The sequence below is a fragment of the Bradyrhizobium sp. BRP19 genome (genome assembly GCF_020194195.1).
GTDB lineage: Bacteria > Pseudomonadota > Alphaproteobacteria > Rhizobiales > Xanthobacteraceae > Bradyrhizobium > Bradyrhizobium yuanmingense.
The window spans coordinates 71,317-87,464 of sequence record NZ_JADYVZ010000010.1; the positions used below are offsets into that span (position 1 = coordinate 71,317).

The 16,148-nt window shown below is 64.0% G+C and carries 15 protein-coding genes; 11 read left to right on the forward strand and 4 right to left on the reverse strand.

Going from position 1 to position 16,148, the window contains the following annotated elements:
- The first annotated feature begins 5 nt into the window (after positions 1-5).
- Positions 6-941: a carbohydrate kinase gene (locus I6F36_RS26170; RefSeq protein WP_225145945.1), complete on the forward strand. Its 936-nt coding sequence runs from the start codon at positions 6-8 to the stop codon at positions 939-941.
- A 6-nt stretch (positions 942-947) separates the two neighbouring features.
- On the opposite strand, the gene I6F36_RS26175 is transcribed toward I6F36_RS26170, so the two are convergent.
- Complete coding sequence (locus tag I6F36_RS26175; RefSeq protein WP_036005494.1) at positions 948-1,835, reverse strand: LysR family transcriptional regulator; 888 nt, start codon at positions 1,833-1,835, stop codon at positions 948-950.
- Positions 1,836-1,959: 124 nt separating this feature from the next.
- Between I6F36_RS26175 and I6F36_RS26180 the strand changes: the two genes are divergently transcribed.
- The 8 genes from I6F36_RS26180 to I6F36_RS26215 all read left to right on the forward strand — a co-directional run bounded on the left by I6F36_RS26180 (position 1,960) and on the right by I6F36_RS26215 (position 11,352).
- On the forward strand, positions 1,960-3,381 hold the full coding sequence (locus tag I6F36_RS26180) for an amidase (protein WP_225128873.1): 1,422 nt from the start codon (positions 1,960-1,962) through the stop codon (positions 3,379-3,381).
- A gap of 84 nt (positions 3,382-3,465) precedes the next feature.
- Positions 3,466-4,416, forward strand: a complete 951-nt coding sequence (locus I6F36_RS26185) for an ABC transporter permease (RefSeq protein ID WP_036005490.1) — start codon at positions 3,466-3,468, stop codon at positions 4,414-4,416.
- Positions 4,413-5,300 carry an ABC transporter permease gene (locus I6F36_RS26190; protein WP_036005488.1) on the forward strand — a complete coding sequence of 296 codons (888 nt, stop codon included), beginning with the start codon at positions 4,413-4,415 and terminating at the stop codon, positions 5,298-5,300. Before I6F36_RS26185 ends, I6F36_RS26190 begins: the two co-directional genes overlap by 4 nt.
- Positions 5,301-5,302: 2 nt before the next feature.
- Positions 5,303-6,316, forward strand: coding sequence for an ABC transporter ATP-binding protein (locus I6F36_RS26195; RefSeq protein ID WP_225172449.1), 1,014 nt, complete (start codon positions 5,303-5,305; stop codon positions 6,314-6,316).
- Positions 6,313-7,317 (forward strand): ABC transporter ATP-binding protein, encoded by a 1,005-nt coding sequence (locus tag I6F36_RS26200; RefSeq protein WP_225172450.1) that lies wholly within the window; start codon positions 6,313-6,315, stop codon positions 7,315-7,317. The genes I6F36_RS26195 and I6F36_RS26200 overlap by 4 nt, the downstream gene beginning before the upstream one ends.
- A 56-nt stretch (positions 7,318-7,373) precedes the next feature.
- A complete protein-coding gene (locus I6F36_RS26205) occupies positions 7,374-8,867 on the forward strand; it encodes an ABC transporter substrate-binding protein (RefSeq protein WP_225111803.1) in 1,494 nt (497 codons plus the stop codon).
- A 229-nt stretch (positions 8,868-9,096) separates the two neighbouring features.
- Positions 9,097-10,755 (forward strand): amidase family protein, encoded by a 1,659-nt coding sequence (locus tag I6F36_RS26210; protein ID WP_225172451.1) that lies wholly within the window; start codon positions 9,097-9,099, stop codon positions 10,753-10,755.
- A 210-nt stretch (positions 10,756-10,965) separates the two neighbouring features.
- Positions 10,966-11,352, forward strand: coding sequence for a nuclear transport factor 2 family protein (locus I6F36_RS26215; RefSeq protein ID WP_036023492.1), 387 nt, complete (start codon positions 10,966-10,968; stop codon positions 11,350-11,352).
- Positions 11,353-11,488: 136 nt separating this feature from the next.
- Here the strand turns inward: I6F36_RS26215 and I6F36_RS26220 are convergent, their stop codons facing one another.
- Entirely contained in the window at positions 11,489-11,731 is a 243-nt protein-coding gene (locus I6F36_RS26220) for a hypothetical protein (protein WP_051056887.1), read from the reverse strand.
- Positions 11,732-12,774: 1,043 nt separating this feature from the next.
- Between I6F36_RS26220 and I6F36_RS26225 the strand changes: the two genes are divergently transcribed.
- Positions 12,775-12,975, forward strand: coding sequence for a hypothetical protein (locus tag I6F36_RS26225; protein ID WP_225172452.1), 201 nt, complete (start codon positions 12,775-12,777; stop codon positions 12,973-12,975).
- Between the two features lie 36 nt (positions 12,976-13,011).
- Here I6F36_RS26225 and I6F36_RS26230 read toward each other — a convergent pair whose 3' ends face one another.
- Positions 13,012-13,599, reverse strand: coding sequence for a tetratricopeptide repeat protein (locus I6F36_RS26230; protein ID WP_225111806.1), 588 nt, complete (start codon positions 13,597-13,599; stop codon positions 13,012-13,014).
- Positions 13,600-13,817: 218 nt separating this feature from the next.
- Entirely contained in the window at positions 13,818-14,774 is a 957-nt protein-coding gene (locus I6F36_RS26235) for a LysR family transcriptional regulator (protein ID WP_225172453.1), read from the reverse strand.
- Between the two features lie 92 nt (positions 14,775-14,866).
- Between I6F36_RS26235 and styA the strand changes: the two genes are divergently transcribed.
- Entirely contained in the window at positions 14,867-16,117 is a 1,251-nt protein-coding gene (styA, locus tag I6F36_RS26240; protein ID WP_225143945.1) for a styrene monooxygenase subunit StyA, read from the forward strand.
- The last annotated feature ends 31 nt before the right edge of the window (positions 16,118-16,148 follow it).

Sequence of the window (16,148 nt, forward strand, 5' to 3'; positions counted from 1 at the left end):
AGGACATGCTGATTGCCTGCGGCGACGCGCTGATCGATTTCGTGCCGACGCGAAACGTCGAAGGGCGCGAAGCGGTGATGCCCGCGGTCGGCGGCTCCTGCCTCAACGTCGCGATCGGCATGGCGCGGCTGGGCGCGCCGACTGGTTTCGTCGGCGGCATCTCGACCGACCTGTTCGGGCGCATGATCGCCGATCATGCCTCCGCATCGAAGGTTGCACTCGATCTCGCCACCCGCAGCGACCACCAGACCACGCTCGCCTTTGTCCGCATTGTCGCGGGCGAGTCGCACTACGCCTTCTACGATGCCGAGACCGCGACGCGGAACTGGACTTACCGGCATGGGTCCATTCCGTTCGATACTGTCGAGGCCGTCCATGTCGGCTCCACCACGCTGGTCAACGACCAGGGTGCGGCCGAGACCAAGGTGCTGATCGCAGACGCGCGGGCGTCGTCCACGATCTCCTTCGATCCGAACTGCCGACCGAACCTCGTCAAGGACAAGCCAACCTATCTCGGCCGAATGGCCGAGTTCGCCGGAAGCGCCGATCTCATCAAGATGTCGGACGTCGATTTCGCCTATCTCTTCGGCGAGGAGCCGTATCAGCAGCGCGCGAGCACATTGCTGGGGCAGGGGACGAGCCTCGTCGTCATCACCCGCGGCAATAACGGTGCCATAGCCTGGCATGCGCAAGCAGGGCAGATCGAAGTGCAAGCACCGAAGGTCGAGGTGGCGGACACTATTGGCGCCGGCGACAGCTTTCAGGCGGCGCTGCTGTTGGCACTTTACAAGCAGGATCGCATCGCCCGGCCGAGATTGCAGGACATCGGCGCGGACGAGCTCCGCCGTGCGCTTTCCTTCGCCGCCAATTGTGCCGGCCTGACCTGCACCCGTCCGGGCGCCGATCCGCCTTGGAGCCACGAGATCAATTGGGACTGGTAGCCCACGTCACATCCGCGCGACGGCCTTCTCGGCACATTTGAGGAAGGTTCCGATCAACGGACTGTGGGAGTCCCGCCGCCAACAGACTGCGATGTCGAGGGAGTCAGTGACGTCACGCAGGGGTCTGAACACGACTCCGCGTGGCGCGCCGAGCTGTGCGCAGGCCGGCAGGATGGCGAGACCTTCGCCGGCCAGGACCAGGCTCATCGCCGAATGCACCGTCTCCACCCGGCTGGCGATCGGCATCACCACCTGGTGCCGACGCAATAAAGGGACGACCGCGGAGGAGGCGGGCCCATGGTCCGGATGCGGGAGTGCGATCAGCGGGCGGCCCTGCAGCCGGGCCATCGGCACCGAGCTCAAGCGGGCGAGTGGCGAGCGGATCGGCATGGCCAGCATGAAAGGCTGTGCACCGATCTTTGCCACCTGTATCTCGGGATGATTGATTGCGGGCATACACAGCGCGACTGTGACGCTGCGGTCGAGCACGCGGGCCTCGCGCGTCGAGGCGCTCAGCTCAACGAAGCTGAGGTCGACGCCGGGAACTGCGCGGCGCAGTTCGGGGATGAGTCGCGGCAACATCGCATTCGCCAGCACGAACATGTAACCGACTGACAGCCGGCCGCGCCGTCCCGAAGCAACCGCGCGTGCGGCTTCGGCGCCGTCGGCTGCCAACGCCAGCGCTTCGCTGGCGCGCGCCAGCAATGCCTGGCCGGCCTCGGTCAGATCCATGCCACGGGTGCCGCGGCGGAACAGCGGCGCGCCGATCTCGGCCTCGAGCTTGCGGATCTGGACCGAGAGGGGCGGCTGCGCCATCCGGAGCTGCTCGGCCGCCTTGCCGATGCTGCGCGCCTCGGCAACGGCGACAAAATAGCGGAGCCGGCGAAGATCCATTGGCATACCGAGAGCGTATGGGTTGGCGATAAAAATCGTATTGGACGGCGAGTTAACAAAACTGTCATTCTCGCTGTCAATGTCTTCGGGCCAATGGCGGCCCGCTTCGGAGCGTGATGTGACGATGAACGGCGATCCCTGTCTGTTGTCCGCGACCGAGCTGCGCGGTCTCGTCGCGGCAAAGCGGATTTCGCCAGTCGAGCTCACCCGCGCTGTGCTTGCCCGCGCCGAGGCCCTCCAGCCCGAATTGAACTGTTTCGTCACGTTGTGCGGCGACGAGGCGATCGCAGCGGCGCGCGAAGCCGAGCGCAAGGTGATGGCGGGCGAACCGCTCGGCCTGCTGCACGGCATCCCCGTAACCGTCAAGGACATCGTCAATACCAAGGGGGTCAAGACCACCTTCGGCGCCGTTCCCTACAAGGATAATGTGCCGGCCGAGGATGCCGTCGCCGTCGCGCGGTTGCGCAGCGAAGGCGCGATCCTGATCGGCAAGACCACGACGCCGGAGTTCGGCAGCAAGTGCCTCACCGATTCACCTTTGTTCGGTCGGACCCGCAATGCGTGGGACGCCTGCCGTTCCTCCGGCGGCTCCAGCGGCGGCGCGGCGGTCGCTGTGGCGAGCGGCATCGCGCCGCTCGCTATTGCGACCGACGGCGGCGGCTCGACACGAATTCCGGCCGCCTGCAACGGCGTGGTGGGCCTGAAGCAGAGCAACGGCGTGATCCCGCACAGCCAGGCGCTCGACGTGTTCGGCAACCAGACCTATGTCACGCCGACCACCCGGACCGTCGCCGATACTGCGCTGATGATGCAGGCGATGGCGGGCGAAGATCCTATCGATCCCTGGTCGATCGGCGTGCCCGTGCCCGACTTCATCGGCACCGCCGCCCCGCATGGTGATTTGCGCGGGCTGAGGATCCTGTACTGCCTGACGCCGCCGGGCCGTCCGGTATCGGCCGAAGTCGCCGCCAATTTCAAGGTGAGCCTCGACCGGCTGGCCGGGTTAGGGGCCGAGCTCGAGGAATTCTCCGGTGAGGGGTTCGACATCGAGCCGATCTGGCGCGCCATCAACCACACCGTCTGGCGCACGCGCTTTGCCAAGCTTGCGGCCGAGCATCGGGACGAACTGAGCGAGGCCTTCCTCAAGCAGCTCGCGCTCGCCAGCGAAGTCAGCGGCATCGACTATCAGGAGGCGATGTTCGCGCGCACCGCGTTGTTCCGCCGCGTGCAACCGCTGCTTGCGCGCGGTCACCTGCTGGCGATGCCGACGCTGACGCGCACCGCGCTGCCGATCAAGCAGGACCTGTTCGGCAATATCGAGATCGACGGCAGGCATTACGACAGCGTCCGGCCGCATTGGTTCCCCTGGACAATGCCGTTCAACATGACCGGTCACCCCGCGATCAGCCTTCCCTCGGGCTTTGCCCGCGACGGGCTGCCGATCGGGCTCCAACTGGTCGGCCGTTTCCGGGCCGACGCGGAATTGCTGCGCGTGAGCGCTCTGTTCGAGGCGTCAAGCGACCTTCTGTCCCGCTGGCCGTCTTGAGGAGATGGAGATGCAGCAAAGAGCTTGCTTAAGGCGTCCGGACATGTTGATCGTGGCCTGGGTGAGCCCTGAAGCCGAGCGCGCATGAGCGTCTTTGTCCTCCGACGTCTGTTGACTCTGCTGGCGACGCTGGTCGGCGCATCGCTGATCATCTTCCTGGTGCTGGACGCGCTGCCCGGCAACGCAGCGCAGATGCTGATGGGCGCTGATGCTTCGCCCGACGCGGTGCGCGCGCTCACCGTCAAGCTCGGCCTCGACCAGCCGCTGGCGGTTCGCTATTTGCAGTGGATCAAGGGCCTCCTCGTCGGCGATCTCGGCAATTCCTACGTCTACGGCACCCCGGTCGGCAGCCTGATCGCCGAGCGGCTGGTGCTGACCATTCCGCTCGCGATCATGGCCATGACGATCACGGTGACGCTGGCGCTCTCGGCCGGTATCTACACCGCCGCCAACCACAACAAGCTCGGCGATGTCGGCGTGATGTCGTTGACGCAAGTGGGCATCGCGCTGCCGAATTTCTGGTTCGCGATTCTCCTGGTGCTGCTGTTCTCGGTGCGGCTGCAATGGCTTTCGGCCGGTGGCTTTGCCGGCTGGGAGGACGGCATCTGGCCGGGGATCAGGTCGCTGCTGTTGCCCGCGATCTCGCTCGCGGTGGTGCAGGCCGCGATCCTCGCGCGCGTCACGCGTTCGGCCGTGCTCGAAGTGCTGCGCGAGGATTTCGTCCGCACCGCCCGCGCAAAGGGCCTCGGCAAGCGCGAGGTGCTGTGGAGCCACGTGCTGCGGAATGCCATGATCCCCGTGATGACGGTGATGGGCCTGCAATTCGCCAATCTGCTCGCCGGCACCATCGTGATCGAGAACGTGTTCTACCTGCCGGGCCTCGGCCGCCTGATCTTCCAGTCGATCGCCAACCGCGACCTGATCGTGGTGCGCAATTGCGTGATGTTGCTCGCCGCGATGGTGGTGATCGTCAATTTCGTGGTCGATGTGCTCTATGCCTTCATCGATCCCCGCATCAAGGTGCACGACCTGTGAGCGCGCCCATCACCATCGACGCGCCCGTCGCAACGCGTCCGCTGCCGGCGCGCACGTTCTGGCGCCGCGCGCTGCGCCACCGCAGCTTCGTCCTCGGTGGCACGCTGAGCCTTCTGGTGCTGGCTTCGGCACTGTTGTCGCTGGTATGGACGCCGTGGTCGCCTTACGAAATCGACATCGCCGCAAAGCTCCGCCCGCCCTCGGCGGCGCATTGGCTCGGCACCGATTCCTTCGGCCGCGACATCGTCTCGCTGCTGCTTGCGGGCGCCCGGTCCACCATCATGGTCGGTGTCATCGCCGTCAGCATTGGCCTCACCTTCGGCGTCACGCTGGGCCTGATCGCCTCGGCCCGGCGCGGCTGGACGGAGGAGATCATCATGCGCTTTTCCGATTTCACCTTCGCCTTTCCGGCCGTGCTGTCCGCGATCATGCTCGCCGCCGTCGTGGGGCCGGGCATGGTGACCTCGATCGTCGCGATCGGCATCTTCCAGATCCCGACCTTGACCCGGCTGACGCGCGGCTCGGCCAATGCGATCTGGGCGCGTGAATTCGTGCTGGCGGCACGGGCGGCAGGCAAGGGGCGCTTCCGCATCACCATCGAGCATGTGCTGCCGAACATCCTGTCGATCCTGATCGTGCAGGTCACCATCCAGTTCGCGCTCGCCATTCTCGCCGAGGCCGCGCTGTCCTATCTCGGCCTCGGAACGCAGCCGCCGCAGCCGTCCTGGGGACGGATGCTGAACGATGCGCAGACGCTGCTGTTCCAGTCGCCGATGCTCGCGGTCTATCCGGGCGTTGCGATCGCAATCTCGGTGCTCGGCCTCAACCTGCTCGGTGACGGATTGCGCGACCTGCTCGATCCCCGGCTGGCGCGGGAGCGATGACGATGGCCGAGCGCTCCAACATGCCGCTAATCGAGGTCGACAATCTCGGTGTCCGCCTCAACACCAGCCGCGGGTCGGCGCAGGCCGTGCGCGGTGTCAGCTTTGCGCTGACGCGCGGCGAGACGCTCGGGCTCGTCGGCGAGTCCGGCTGCGGCAAGTCGGTCACGGCGTTGTCGTTGATGGGGTTGCTGCCGGACAGTGCCGTCGTGACCGGCAGCGTCAAGCTGGACGGCGACGAACTCGTCGGACTTGCGGATTCCGACTATTGCCGCCTGCGCGGCAACCGCATCAGCATGATCTTCCAGGAGCCGATGACTGCGCTCAATCCGATGCATACGATCGGCAACCAGGTCGCCGAGCCGCTGCGCCGTCACAAGAGTTATTCGGCGGCGCAGGCACGTCGGGAAGCAATCGCTTTGCTCGACCGCGTCGGGCTGCCCGACCCCGCACGTCGTGTCGATGCCTATCCGCACCAGTTCTCCGGCGGGCAGCGTCAGCGCATCACCATCGCGATGGCGCTTGCCTGCGAGCCGGACCTGTTGATCGCGGACGAGCCGACCACCGCGCTCGACGTCACTATCCAGGGCCAGATCCTCGACCTCATCGCCGACCTCGTCGAGGAGCGCGGCATGTCGATGATCCTGATCTCGCACGATCTCGGCGTCATTGCAGAGAACGTCCAGCGCATGATGGTGATGTATGGCGGCACCGTCGTCGAGAGCGGCCCGACCGACGAGGTGTTCCGTCGCATGGGCCATCCCTACACGCAGGGCCTGTTCCGTGCACGGCCCAAGCTCGGCGCGCGCAAGGGGACGCGGCTGAGGACGATCTCCGGCACGGTGCCGGAGCTCGCCGATCTGCCGTCCGGGTGCACCTTCTCCGATCGCTGTCCACTCGTGATCGACCAGTGCCGCGCCGCGTTGCCGCCGATGGTGGATGTCGGCCCCGGCCATTTTGCGCGTTGCATAAGAACGGACGTGTCGATGGCCGAGCGCGTCGGAGCGCTGACCGCATGAGCATCGCCCCGCTTCTCGACGTCAGGGATCTCGAACAGCGCTACACGCTGCCGCGCGAGAGCCTGTTCCGTCCGCCGGGGCAGGTGCGCGCGCTCAACGGCGTCAGTGTGCAGGTCCGGGCCGGCAAGAGCCTCGGCATCGTCGGCGAGTCCGGCTCCGGCAAGTCCACCTTCGCGCGCGTCGTGATGGCGCTGGAGCGGCCGACCGCAGGACAGGTCGCGCTGCTCGGGCGCGATCTCAACCGCTTGCCGGCCGACGAGCTGCGCCGCGCCCGGCGTGATTTCCAGATGGTGTTCCAGGATCCCTACGGCTCGCTCGATCCGCGGCAGACCATCGCGCGGATCGTCGCCGAGCCGCTGACCGTGCTGGAAGGTGCCGACCGCACCACGTTCCGCGACCGCGTCGCCGCGGTGCTGCGCCAGGTCGGCTTGCGCGATGCGGACATGGAAAAATATCCGCACGAATTCTCCGGCGGCCAGCGCCAGCGCATCGCGATTGCGCGTGCGCTGATCACCCAGCCGAAGCTGATCGTTGCCGACGAGCCGGTCTCGGCGCTCGACGTCTCCGTGCAGGCCCAGGTGCTGAACCTGATGCAAGACCTCCAGGAGCAGTTCGGCCTGAGCTACATCCTGATCAGCCATGACCTCGCCGTGGTCGACTATCTCTGCGACGAGGTCGCGGTGATGTATCTCGGCCGCATCGTCGAGCAGGGGCGGCCAGAGGATTTGTTCGAGCGCTGCGCCCATCCCTATACGCGGGCGCTGCTGGAGGCGGTGCCGCGGGCTCGCGCCGGAGGTGGCCGGCGCCGCCGCGGGGCCCAGGCGATCGCCTCGCACTCGGCGGTGACGACCGGATGCCCCTATGCATCGCGCTGCGCCCATGCCGACCAGCATTGCCGCGAGGTTCCGCCTGAGTTACGCAGGGTGGGCGAGGGGCACCTTGCCGCGTGCCACAAGGCCGAGGCCGTGATGGCGTTGCCGCAGGCGGCCATGGAAGGTTAGTGTCCGGGGCAGGATTGGCGTTAAGCTGGAAACAGGATTGGTCGGGGAGTTCGCGCATGTTCAGGAAACTGTCGATCGTCGCATTTGCCGCTGCGCTCGTCGCGGCGCCTTTGCCGGTGCTGGCGCAGAGCAAGAAGGACAGCGTCGTCATGGGGATGACCCTTGAGCCGCCGGGGCTCGACCCCACCAACGCCGCCGCGGCCGCGATCGCCGAGGTCACGCTCTACAATATCTATGAGACGCTGACCAAGATCAACGAGGACGGCTCCACCTCACCGCTGCTCGCCGAGAGCTGGACCGCGTCGCCCGATCTGAAGACCTATACGTTCAAACTGCGCAAGGGCGTCAAATTCCACAATGGCGAAGCGTTCGATTCCGCGGCGGTGAAGTTCTCGTTCGAGCGCAACGCGGCGCCCACCAGCACCAACAAGGACAAGAGCCTGTACCAGGCCTTCGAGAAGGTCGAGACGCCCGACGCCGACACCGTCGTGATCACGGTGAAATATTCCGAGCCGAACCTGCCGTTCCTGCTCGGCCAGGCGGGCGGCTCGATCGTCGAGCCGAAGAGCGCTGGCACCAATGTCACGCAGCCGGTCGGCACCGGACCATACCAGCTTGGCGCCTGGGCCAAGGGCTCTTCGATCACGCTGAACAAATGGGCCGACTACCGCAACGCCTCTGCGATCAAGCTGTCGAAGGTGACGATCCGCTTCATCTCCGATCCGGCGGCGCAGGCCGCGGCGTTGCTCTCGAACGACGTCGACGCATTCCCGCGCATCGCGACCCGCGTGGTTGCTCAGTTCAAGTCTGATCCGCGCTTCACGGTGCTGATCGGCGGCTCCAGGGCCAAGACCATCGTGGCCATCAACCACCGCAAGAAGCCGCTCGACGACGTCCGCGTTCGCCGCGCCATCCTCGCCGCGATCGACCGCAAGGCCTTGATCGACGGCGCGGTCGAGGGTTACGGCACGCCGATCGGCAGCTTCTACACGCCGGGATCGCTCGGCTATGTCGACACCACCGGCATCAACCCGTACGATCCCGAGAAGGCCAAGAAGCTGCTGACTGAAGCCGGCGTCACCACGCCGCTCGAACTGTCATTGAAGCTGCCGCCGCCACCCTATGCGCGGCAAGGCGGCGAGATCGTCGCCGCCCAGCTCGCCAAGGTCGGCATCATCGCCAAGATCGAGAACGTCGAATGGGCGCAATGGCTGTCGCAGGTGTTCGCCGGCAATGGCCCGCACAATTTCGATCTCACCATCGTCAGCCATGTCGAGCCGTTCGACCTCGTCAAGATCACGGAGCCGGACTACTACCTCGGTTACAACAACGAGAAGTTCAACGCGCTCTACAAGCAGATCGTCTCGACGCCGGACGAAGCCGGCCGCGCCAAGCTGCTTGGCGATGCCCAGCGCATGCTGGCGACCGATGCAGTCTCGGCTTACCTGTTCCAGCCGCAATGGCCCACCGTCATCAACAAGAAGCTGAAGGGCGTCTGGAAGGAAGTCCCGCAGTTCGAGAACGACTTCTCCGCTTGGTATTGGGAATAGGCGGCGTCCATTGCTGTGCCCTCTCCACGCGTTGGAGAGGGCAGCTCCAAACAAAACCTGAAAAACAACCCCATGCACAGTAGCCGGGGTCAGTCATTTTCAATGGCTTGCACGTTGCGCCTGTGTGATCGACGCGATGCGCCCGAAAGTTGACCCGTCGGGCAAAACACTGGCATGATGGCATGCTCGAGTCTCGTGGTGGAGACGCGCGCCGTCGGTCGAGGCAGCCGTGCAGAAATCATCCCGCCGCAATGCCGGCATTGCCGCGGCGGCCGTCAGCGCCGAGGCGCCGATCTCCCCAAAGCTTGATCATGCAAGGCTCGATCATGCGTCGATGAGCGATATCGCTCATGCTTTGGCCGATGGGCATGTCACTGCCACGGCGCTGGTCAAAGCCTTTCTCGCGCGCATCGAAGCCTACGACCGTAATGGACCGCAGCTCAACGCGGTCCGCGCGCTCAATCCCAACGCGCTCACGATCGCGGGCAGGCTCGACGGCGTCAAGCCGTCGGCCAAGCGGCCGCTGGCCGGCATCCCGATCCTTGTGAAGGACAACATCGCGACCGGCGACGCTCAGCCGACCACGGCGGGCTCGCTGGCGCTGGAAGGCGCACGCGCACGCGACGATGCGACGCTCGTCAAGCTGCTGCGCGAGGCCGGCGCGGTGATCCTCGGCAAGGCGAACCTGACCGAATTTTCCAACATGCTCGCAATCGACATGTCCCACGGCTTTTCGTCGCTGGGCGGCCAGGTCAAGAACCCCTATGCGCCGGCGCTGGCCGACGATCACGGCATCCCCGTCGTGTCCCCGGGGGGCTCAAGCGCGGGCCCGGCGGTCGCGGTGGCGGCCGGTCTGTGTGCGGCCTCGATCGGCACGGAGACTTCGGGCTCGCTACTGTTTCCCGCCAGCCAGAACGGCCTCGTCACCGTGAAGCCGACCGTCGGGCTGATCAGTCGTGCCGGTATCGTGCCGATCGCGCACAGCCAGGACACCGCAGGGCCGATGACGCGGACCGTGCGCGACGCAGCGCTGCTGCTCAACGTGCTGGCGGCCAAGGACCCGCTCGACCCAGCGACGCAAAAGCAGCGGCGGCCGGCCGATTACACCGCCGGTCTGACCCGCGATGCGATGAAGGGGGCGCGCATCGGCGTGCCGAGCGACCATGCCGACCCACTGAACGACTGCTATTACGGCAAGCTGCCACCGAAGTCGGCCAAGCTGATGACTGAGGCGATCCAGGTGCTGGAGGATCTCGGAGCCGTCATCGTGCGTGCCAGCATGCCGACGCTTGGCTGGATCGGCGGGCCGGGCACGACCATGGCCGTGCTCAACCGCAATCCGCTGAGCGCCCACAAAGGCACGATCACCCGACCGCCGGTCGTCTTCCTCTACGAAATGAAGCACGACCTCAATCTGTATCTGAAGGATTGGGCGACCAATACGGACATCAAGACCATGGCCGACATCGTCGCCTTCAACGAGGCGAATGCGGGCAGGGCGCTGCGTTTCGGCCAGGACCACTTTCTCGCCGCGGAGATGACCAGGGGCGATCTCAGCGAGCGCGAGTACAAATCGGCGCGCGCCATGGACCTGCTCTCGGCCAAGACGCGCGGCATGGATGCCTATATAAGCCGACACAAGCTCGACGCCGTCCTGTTCCCCGGCGCATACGGCGCCGCAATCGCCGCCAGGGCGGGCTATCCCAGCGTCATGGTGCCGGGCGGGCTCGTTTCGGGCACAGACGACGGCAAGGACACGCCCGATTATCCGTTCGGCATTACCTTCGCAGGCCGCGCCTGGAGCGAGCACAAGCTGCTACGCCTGGCCTACGCGTATGAGCTGGCCTCCGCCAAGCGCAAGCCGCTGCCCGGCTTGCCGGCGCCTTAGAGTGCACTGTGCGTGCGCCGGTTGGTGCCGGTGGCATGCGCTGACAAATCCGTTGTCTGTTCTCACCGATATGGCGGACGTGCCGTCCTGCCCTGCGGAGGGCGCTTTGTGACCCGAAGGCGACATCGACCAGACGTCTAATCGGCCCTTCAACTCACCTGCGTGCCCTTGTGTTATTGTATCCCTTCCGGGAACTCGATGGAGGGAAGGATGGACATTCGATCGAAATTGACGGCGCTGTGTGAAGCGTTCAACGCGCACGACTTGGATTCCATCATGGAGTTCTTTGCTGACGATTGTGTCTTGGAGATGCCGAGGGGAAGCAAGCCTTGGGGATCTCGCTTCGAGGGCAAACGCAACGTACGAGACGGGCTCGCGACGCGCTTTGAAGGCTTACCGGATGTTCACTACGGCGACGCCGAGCATTTTGTGGATACGATGGCAAACACGGGCATTTCAAAATGGACGCTAACGGGCACTACAGGTGAAGGAAAAAAGATCGAGGTCCGAGGATGTGACTTTTACACTTTTCGCGCGGACGAGGTGATCCGCAAGGACTCGTATTGGAAGATTGTTGAAGGATCTTCGTCAGCCTAACGACGCACATGTCCGAATGTGGCCCAGAGGTGCAGGTCCAGGCAGCGTCTCTGTTCTCGGCTCATCGCGGAAATCGGAAGTAACCTGCGTGCCGACAATTGGCGCTCGGACGGCAGAGCGCGCAGGCAGAACGCTTTCATACATTTCCTTTCCAGATCAGCCACCGGTAGACGCCGAACACGTTGATAAGTGTCACCACCACGTTTTGCACCATCAGCGCATATTCCGCTGTTAGATAGCCGACGACGATCCAGATCACCGATGCACCGCTCAGTACGACGAAGGCCCAGCCGGTAATGAGTGGCCGCGCCCGGGCAGCTAGGATCAGCCCGGCGCCGATCGTGCCGACTGTCGCCACCCAACGCAGGATTTCATCCATGACGCGTGTGCTCCCCGAAAGCCGACGTCGGAGCGTCGCTCCGCGATTTGCCTATACGGACGCAGTCACAGGCAGGCCGCCGGAGTGGAACTTTTCGTCTCGTGCGCCGACCACCATGCGACCCCCGCCCGAGCGACTTGGCCCCACAGTGGCGGCGGAAGGTCAGGCGCCAGTGTGGTGATCCCGTGCGGTATCAACTCCGCTACGCCGAAATCGGAAGCTCCTTTTTTCTCATCCCCGAACCGCGTTTCCATCAACCGGCGTGCGGCACATTGCCCCGGGCTGCCGAAATTAAATCTGAGCCAAGGACTTATCTGCGCAACGAGGTGATCGAATGAGCGCGACTTCCGCTGTTGGCCCATCGCTTCCATTAGGGCGTAGCGACGAGTTGTCCGGAAGCGGGGTAAACCGGAAGCGCCCCGGCTGCTGGGCAAATCGGCGGCTTTTGACCCGAAGCGGACCTCGCTAGATTTCTCTCAACTGCGAGCAAAGCTGCTAACTCAACGGAAGGTTTGCCGGGTGAATGATCCACCGGCCGGATCGGAGCAGCAGGATGATAGATCGCGTAGCACGCGACCAGCTTTCAGGAAACCTTAGACACCTGATTGCCGGCTCGATTACCAACGATCAGTTTGAACGAACTATGCCGGTGAACGACGGGGACCCAGCGATCTGGGCGATTACAGACATGTCGTGGCTCCTACAGCGATATGAAGGAGCATCGCTTGGTCCGACGTCACAGCCTCGATCCGGTCTGGAAACGCGAAGTGCTGCGCTGGATATTGTTTCTCGACGGCGACTTTGAGTACCGTTGGCCGAAGATTTCATTGCCCGGCCTCCACCCGATGCGACGTGCCCGCCCGATGTGGTTGAGTTGGCACAATACGATTTCTCACGATCGTGCCTCCGGCTTTCTTGCGGCTGGAGATTACAATGCTTGGCCGTTCATTTCCCGTTTTGAGTACAAGCATGCCTTGAGGCATCCGAGACGTCTGGCCGGAAGGCCAAGGTAAGGGCCTAGTTGTAGCGTAGAGACAGCATTCATGAGCGAGAATCTCGACACGGCCGAGCGATGTGCTCAGATTTCGAAGGCCGCGAATGATGAAACTATCCGGTCGATATTTGCCCGGATGTCTGAGCTGTATCGTGAGTTGCACGAGCAAGAGGAGAGGCTTGCGGACTGGAAGAGGCAGCAGGGTCCTACTTCAACATTTGATTTCATATTCAAGAAACCTCGCGATTAGCGCAAGCTTTTGACCCGAAGCGACTTCAACCGCCGATTAGCTGCTCTCACGAGGTCTGCTCTTTAAGCGATACAGAAGCACCTCGTGGAGTTCGATCTTCTGCTCTTGACGAAAAATTTGCAGGAAGAACGAAAACGCTTCAATGACGAGCCTGACGGCAAGTACAGTTCTGAAGGGTTGATGCGCGGTTCTTCTCAGTTGCGCCAACTTGGCGAGCTTACCGCCGAGGCAGCCGTTTTTGTAGGATCGGTCGTACCACACGGCGGCTCTCAACTGGTTCAAGCGCCCGTCTTGGGACTGATAGTGCGTCGCGAGCCAAAACTGTGCGTTCCAATTACCCTTGACGGCGAGCTTGCGAAGTTCTCGTACCCCCTCCGGGACACCGCGAAGCTGAAGGAAGCGGGCTCGATGTAAGACACCGTTCTCCTGACCAGATGAGGCGGCACGATCAAACCAGTTCCATGCTGTCACGAGATCGGGGGCAACGGCATCGCCTCGGGCATACTCCCAGGCGAGGGCCAACTGAGCGTCCACGTCGCCGGACGATGCAGCAGCGATCCATTCAGGAATCTTGCTACGACGCTTGGCGAGATTGTCAGCGCGGGCCGTTAGTGAAAGTCGCATTCGTTCAAGGCAATATCCCTGCGATCCTCGGATTTTGTCACAAAGGAAATTAAGGAAACACCACTCTGCGGCAAACAATTGGAAGCGACGTTTGTCCGCTTCTGGCCCCTGAGCCGAACAATGCTGAGGCCATCGCAATGTTGGCTCTCAGGGCTAGACCGGACGCGGAGACGTGCTTACCTCGCTCCGCTTTGTGACCCCTTCCAGACGTCACACGCTCAACGGAACGAGCCAGTTTCCGTGGTTGCCGAAGGGGCGAGATCGGGGTTTCGAAAGCGATCAGCGAGCGCAAAGACGTCCGCACGCTCGATGATCAGATCGCGGAACAGTCGTGCCCGGTGTGACATCCATTGCGGGTCGGGATAGACGACATGCATGGGCAGCGGCGGCACGACGAAGTCGGGCAGCACATGGACGAGACGGCCGGCCGCGATGTGCTCGACGGTGCACCAGTTCGGCAGCACGGCGACGCCTATCCCCTCCAATGCAGCCAGCGTCATCACGTCCGCATCGTCGCAGGTCATCGCCGGCGCGATGTCCACGACGTAACGGCCGGTTTCGGATTCGAACGTCCACTGATTCTTCTGCGACAGGCGCGAGTAGGTGACGCAGGGCATGCGGCGCAGATGATCCGGCAACGAGGGTACCTGATGACGCGCAAGCAGCGCGGGCGCCGCCACCAGCAGGCGTTTAATGGTGCCCACCCGCCGCGCCACCAGCGAGCTCGAATTGAGGCTGCCGATCCGTATCGCAAGCTCGGTCCCGGTTTCGATGAGGTCGACGAACTGTTCCGTAAAACTGACGTCCAGCCGGACATCAGGATAGCGGCGGGTATATTCGGCGAAGATCTCACGGAAGAAGAAGCGGCCGAACGAGGTCGGCACCGTCATGCGCAACGTCCCTGACGGATTGCCGATCCGGCTTTGCGTCGGCGCGCCGGCGCTCTCGAGCAGCGCGACGATGTCTTTGGCGTATTTCAAGACGCGGTCGGCTTCCGGGGTCGGCCGCAGCTTGCGCGTGGTGCGCACGAACAGTCGGCAGCGAAACTCGGCTTCCAGCAGCGCGATGCGCTTGCTGATCGCCGGCTGACCCAAACCGAGGTCGTCGGCGGCCTGGGTGAAACTCCCTGCCTCCATCACCCGGATGAAGGTCTGCAGCGCCTCGATCCGGTCCATTCATTCCTCGCCGGAATTTATATTATTCTGACCATTCCATATACGGCATGGCTGGTCCGGTCTAGCCTTCCTGCGTTCAGGGGAGGACACGAATGAGCAAATCGATCGGCATTCTCGGGGCCGGCACCGGCGGCCTGCATCTGGCGCTCTACCTGCAGAAGCAGGGCATTGCGGCAACCGTGCTGACGGACCGCGCCCCGGAGCAGTATGCGGCGACACGGCTGATGAACACCGTCGCGCATCACAGCGTCACCATCGCGCGGGAGAACGAGCTCGGCGTGAACCACTGGGATGATCCCCAAGTGGTCTATCACCACCACGATCATTTCTTCAATTTCCCCGACGGCGGGCTGCTGTTCCGCGGTGCATTTCAGCGGCCGAGCCGCGCGGTGGATTATCGAATCTACCTGCCGGCCCTGATGAAGGACTTCGAGGATCGTGGCGGCCTGATCGAGTATGCCAGCATTCAGGATGACGACATCCCCGCGCTGGTCTCGCGCTTCGACCTTCTCGTCGTCTCCACCGGCAAGGGCGCCCTCGGGCGCATGTTCGCTCACCGGCCCGAACTCTCTCCGTACGATCGGCCGCAGCGCCTGCTTTGCGTCGGCCTGTACGACGGCGTCGATCACGGCAGCCCGGATGACGACGATCCGCGCGGCGTCACCCTGTCCGTCTCGCCCGGCCATGGCGAGATGATCGTCATCCCCACGCTGAGCTTCGGCGGCATGAAAACGGCGCTGTTGATGGAAAACATTCCCGGCGGCGACATGGCCGACCTGGTCTCGCTCAGCTACGATGCCAACCCGGCAGCATTCCGCCAGACCCTTCTGGACAAGCTGGAAAAGCATCATCCGCACACCTACGACCGGATCGACACGCACCGCTTCGGGCTGGCCCAGCCGCTCGACCTGCTGCAAGGCGCGGTGGTGCCGACGGTGCGGCAGTCCTGGGTGGCTTTCGACGGCGACAAGCTCGCCATTGCCTTGGGCGACGTTCACTCCGTCGTCGATCCCTTGATGGGCCAGGGCGCCAACATGGCCTCATATGCGGCCTTCGAGCTCGGCAAGGCGATCGCCGATGCGGTGGCATTCGATGCGCGCTTCGTCGAGGACGTCGACCGTGCGCGCGAGAACCGCGTGCTTGCCGCTGCCCGCTGGACCAACATGATGCTGCAGCCGCCATCGGAAGCCATGGGCCGGCTGATCTTCGCCATGTCGCAGGACCGGGAGCTTTGCGACGAGTTCACCGAGAACTTCAATTATCCGGAGCGCCAGTGGGATCGTCTGGCGAGCGACAAACGCATCCACGCCTGGATCGATAGAAGCGGCAGGATCGCCGCCTGACGACGAACCGCCGTACGGACTCAGTTTCGCT

What these genes read in the sequence shown, in the direction of transcription:
- I6F36_RS26170 (WP_225145945.1), top strand. Translation starts at nt 6, where the DNA reads ATGCTGATTGCCTGCGGCGACGCGCTGATCGATTTCGTGCCGACGCGA.
- I6F36_RS26175 (WP_036005494.1), bottom strand. Translation starts at nt 1,835, where the DNA reads ATGGATCTTCGCCGGCTCCGCTATTTTGTCGCCGTTGCCGAGGCGCGC.
- I6F36_RS26180 (WP_225128873.1), top strand. Translation starts at nt 1,960, where the DNA reads ATGAACGGCGATCCCTGTCTGTTGTCCGCGACCGAGCTGCGCGGTCTC.
- I6F36_RS26185 (WP_036005490.1), top strand. Translation starts at nt 3,466, where the DNA reads ATGAGCGTCTTTGTCCTCCGACGTCTGTTGACTCTGCTGGCGACGCTG.
- I6F36_RS26195 (WP_225172449.1), top strand. Translation starts at nt 5,303, where the DNA reads ATGGCCGAGCGCTCCAACATGCCGCTAATCGAGGTCGACAATCTCGGT.
- I6F36_RS26200 (WP_225172450.1), top strand. Translation starts at nt 6,313, where the DNA reads ATGAGCATCGCCCCGCTTCTCGACGTCAGGGATCTCGAACAGCGCTAC.
- I6F36_RS26205 (WP_225111803.1), top strand. Translation starts at nt 7,374, where the DNA reads ATGTTCAGGAAACTGTCGATCGTCGCATTTGCCGCTGCGCTCGTCGCG.
- I6F36_RS26215 (WP_036023492.1), top strand. Translation starts at nt 10,966, where the DNA reads ATGGACATTCGATCGAAATTGACGGCGCTGTGTGAAGCGTTCAACGCG.
- I6F36_RS26220 (WP_051056887.1), bottom strand. Translation starts at nt 11,731, where the DNA reads ATGGATGAAATCCTGCGTTGGGTGGCGACAGTCGGCACGATCGGCGCC.
- I6F36_RS26225 (WP_225172452.1), top strand. Translation starts at nt 12,775, where the DNA reads ATGAGCGAGAATCTCGACACGGCCGAGCGATGTGCTCAGATTTCGAAG.
- I6F36_RS26230 (WP_225111806.1), bottom strand. Translation starts at nt 13,599, where the DNA reads ATGCGACTTTCACTAACGGCCCGCGCTGACAATCTCGCCAAGCGTCGT.
- I6F36_RS26235 (WP_225172453.1), bottom strand. Translation starts at nt 14,774, where the DNA reads ATGGACCGGATCGAGGCGCTGCAGACCTTCATCCGGGTGATGGAGGCA.
- styA (WP_225143945.1), top strand. Translation starts at nt 14,867, where the DNA reads ATGAGCAAATCGATCGGCATTCTCGGGGCCGGCACCGGCGGCCTGCAT.